Source organism: Butyrivibrio sp., assembly GCF_015056685.1.
GTDB lineage: Bacteria > Bacillota > Clostridia > Lachnospirales > Lachnospiraceae > Butyrivibrio.
The window spans coordinates 1-3217 of record NZ_SVFW01000096.1; the positions used below are offsets into that span (position 1 = coordinate 1).

General features: G+C 39.3%; 5 protein-coding genes. All 5 read left to right on the plus strand.

From position 1 onward, the window contains the following. Positions 1-203: hypothetical protein (locus E7303_RS17950; protein WP_292146832.1), on the plus strand; the 203-nt coding region annotated here is incomplete at its 5' end. Positions 204-241: 38 nt separating this feature from the next. After that, positions 242-673 (plus strand): hypothetical protein, encoded by a 432-nt coding sequence (locus E7303_RS17955; protein ID WP_292146834.1) that lies wholly within the window; start codon positions 242-244, stop codon positions 671-673. Positions 674-954: 281 nt separating this feature from the next. Then, positions 955-1929: a hypothetical protein gene (locus E7303_RS17960; RefSeq protein WP_292146835.1), complete on the plus strand. Its 975-nt coding sequence runs from the start codon at positions 955-957 to the stop codon at positions 1927-1929. Positions 1930-2007: 78 nt separating this feature from the next. Further along, positions 2008-2691: a hypothetical protein gene (locus E7303_RS17965; protein ID WP_292146836.1), complete on the plus strand. Its 684-nt coding sequence runs from the start codon at positions 2008-2010 to the stop codon at positions 2689-2691. Positions 2692-2780: 89 nt separating this feature from the next. Beyond that, positions 2781-3217 (plus strand): hypothetical protein (locus tag E7303_RS17970; RefSeq protein ID WP_292146837.1); only part of this gene is annotated, 437 nt, incomplete at its 3' end.

The following is a 3217-nucleotide window of genomic DNA, read 5'->3' on the forward strand; positions in this document are numbered from 1 at the left end:
CATCTGAAGACAAGGCTATCATGAAAGCAAACATGGAATATCTTAAGGATATGATAAAACATGAGCTTGCAAAGAATGCTTCAATGCCCAGCATGGGAGGTGGCGGGATTTCCTCTGCAACACCTGTTTCATTGCCACAAAGCATCGGGATTTCTGTTTCTGCACCACAGATGCAGGCTCCCACAATAGATATACAGGCATAGAGGTTTTTATGTAAACATAAATAGTGGAGGACGATATTATGCGTATTCTCACTGATGTATCAAAAGCAGAACTTGATTATCTGACAAGTCAGCCTACAGCCAAGGCTATGATAGAAAAAGTAAAGACTGAAGGGAAGTATATCGCTGAAGGCGATGCGCAGGGTGCAGCAGCATTTGTGGCCAGTAGGAAGCAGCAACGCCAGGAAAGTGCTTTGTCTATTTCAGAGGAAGGTATGGCTGCGCTGAAGAAAGATAAGGAAGCTAAGGCAGAAAAGACAACTACAGATACAGATTCTGTGGATAAAGAGATAGAAAGACTTAAAGAAAAGAAGGCTGAGCTTGAGCAGAAGCTGCGTACAGCTGACGAAGCTAAACGCCAGCAGATAGAAGCAGAGCTAAATCAGGTTAATGCAGAGCTGATGTTGAAGACTACAGAGTCATACAGACGTGATCACTCTTCGGTATATTAACCGTTATTTCTTCTAAACCTAACTTCTCAGAGTATCATTACATGGAGAGGATTTGTTTTGGGTGTTGATTTTGGGCCCGGAACAGCGTTATGAATAGCTTAGAAGCTGAAAACTAACAACATATGTATTTGCTAAAACGGAATAGATTGTTAAAAGGGAGTGCATGCACTAAACAAATATAATACTTATTCCGATAATAATATCAGCAAAGGATTTGCCGGATATCAATGGATTGAAAGATTCATGGATATTCGGCATTTGTTATTGTCGGAGGTCATTAAATGATTGTTCACAGCAGAGACATTTCCTATTCGGGTACATATTCAGCTCTAAGAAGCGAAAGAAAAAGTGGTGGTTTTCCATATTCATACAAGGTTTCTGGATATGGTAATACATCTAATAAGGGTAGTCTTTTTGATTTTGCATCTGTGACGATTACTGAGCATATGCTGGCTGACAAGTATGGAACAGCCATAACAAACGGACCAAGTATCAGAAAGAGAACTGCAGGATGCAAAGAAGAGGCCGAGTGGTCAGATAGTGATGAGTCCGCTGTCAAAAGCACATCCCTTCCATCTGTATATGAACAATTAAAAGGCAATAAGAGATATTATTATCATGGGAGAAATGTGACTGATTATGAGTTATTGCAGATAGCTGTATCAGCGGGGAAGGTGACAGTCACAGATGATGATAGCCCTAAGGAAGCATACAAAAAGGTTAATGATGCATTTGAAACTTTGGTTAAACAGGAAGCAAGACCCAAGTATCCTGGCTCTTCAACCTTGTATTCTGAGGATGGTAAATACACATTTACTACTGATGAATCAGGACGAGTACGGATGAATCTTATCCAGGACTATGAGGTAGGAGCGTCTCTTGAAGATATATCTAATTGGATAATGAGTGGTACGCCAAACAGGAATATTGAGACACGATATTTGGACTATTTAAGGCGAGTAGATCCTGATCTATATAACAGAGCTCAGGAGATTGGAAAAGAAGTAAGGATAAACGGGTTTATGGAAGATCTTCATGAACAAGGTATTCTAAGTGATAAACAGAGTTACTATGATATAGGGCTTCTGGGAATGATGTTTGGCAGAACATCAGAAAGCATGAGAGGTCTCTTGGGTGAATGTAAGAATAGTGGAAATTATCTTACGCTGCTAACTTTATATGATGAGGAAGGAAGTAATTCTTTACATGCTATACGGGAAAGACAACTGAAGGAAACAAGCGGCAGTCTTATCTAAGGATAGCTGACGAAATTATTCGGTATTAAAATTTGTTGCACTTGGCATATAAGATGCAGAGCATGGAAGGGAGATAACATGGCGGTAACAGTTAACGCGAATTATTCTGAGTATTTATATAAGGCAAAATCGGATGTACAGGACAGCACGCTAAATAAGCCATTGATTGCAGATGGTGCGGAAAAAACACAGGGGTTTGCCAAAATATTGCTAGAAAAGTCTTCTAAGGAAAAGCCCACTTCTCCGGATAGGTTATTATCTCAAGAAGGATTATTTTATTATTCAGACGATCCGATAAAAAATAGCCAATCGAGGAATCTTTCAACTGAAGAACTCGTGGAACAGACTCGCGTAGAAACTGAAAACAAACCATTATGGCATTGGCATGATGGACAGTTCGGATATTCTGCTGAAGTATTCAAAAACGAGGGAACTGAGTCTGAATACACTGTGAAATTAAAATATGATGACGGAAAAGAAGAGGAGCGAATAGTTGATGCGGAATCGATAAGTGGTTCGAATTGTAATATTGTTGATTTATCTGTGAAAATGTATCACCTGGAAGCAGAAGGAAAAGTTGAGAACCCAGCACCGCAGCTACTTATTGCGCATCTTTATATGAAATATCGGACACCGGATGCTAATGAGAATACATGCATTAACTATAGAAGCTGGTTTGAGCAACAACTTGAATTAGAGATGAAAACTGGGAAAAACGAGAAGCATATAAAAAATCTTTTAGAGTTATTACAATATCTTTAACTATTTATATTGACAGGTGTTTTCTTAGTGACCCATTCAGGGAAAGGCTTGGGATTTTTCTTATATGCTATGCAGTGATGGAGGTTTATATGCAGATTGATTCAATAAGAAACAATTTATTATCCCAAAACAATACCATTCAAAGAAATTCTGGTCAGGCAGATTTCAGGAGCATCATAAATGGTAATGCAGAAAGCGGATCAAGCCATGTTGTTTATCTGAAAAAGGATGATATGCTCTACTCCGGTGGCAATGGCACAGGTCTGTCTTTTTACCTGAAATATGCTGAGGATTCTACCGAGGAGAATCCACGTATACTTGCAAAGGGCGTTGATGAGAACGGAGAAGAGTTTGAGCAGATTATTGATGTTAAGAAAGTGAACCCTGGAAATGCTACACTTCCTGAAATGCGTGCTCTTGAGGCTCATAGCGGAGCTCCCAAAAGGTTTGGCTTTTCTTCTCTACCTATGGGGACAGAAAATGTAGGATTGAATCAAAGACAGGATTTTATTGGAGCATTTAAGAA

What these genes read in the sequence shown, in the direction of transcription:
- E7303_RS17955 (WP_292146834.1), top strand. Translation starts at nt 242, where the DNA reads ATGCGTATTCTCACTGATGTATCAAAAGCAGAACTTGATTATCTGACA.
- E7303_RS17960 (WP_292146835.1), top strand. Translation starts at nt 955, where the DNA reads ATGATTGTTCACAGCAGAGACATTTCCTATTCGGGTACATATTCAGCT.
- E7303_RS17965 (WP_292146836.1), top strand. Translation starts at nt 2,008, where the DNA reads ATGGCGGTAACAGTTAACGCGAATTATTCTGAGTATTTATATAAGGCA.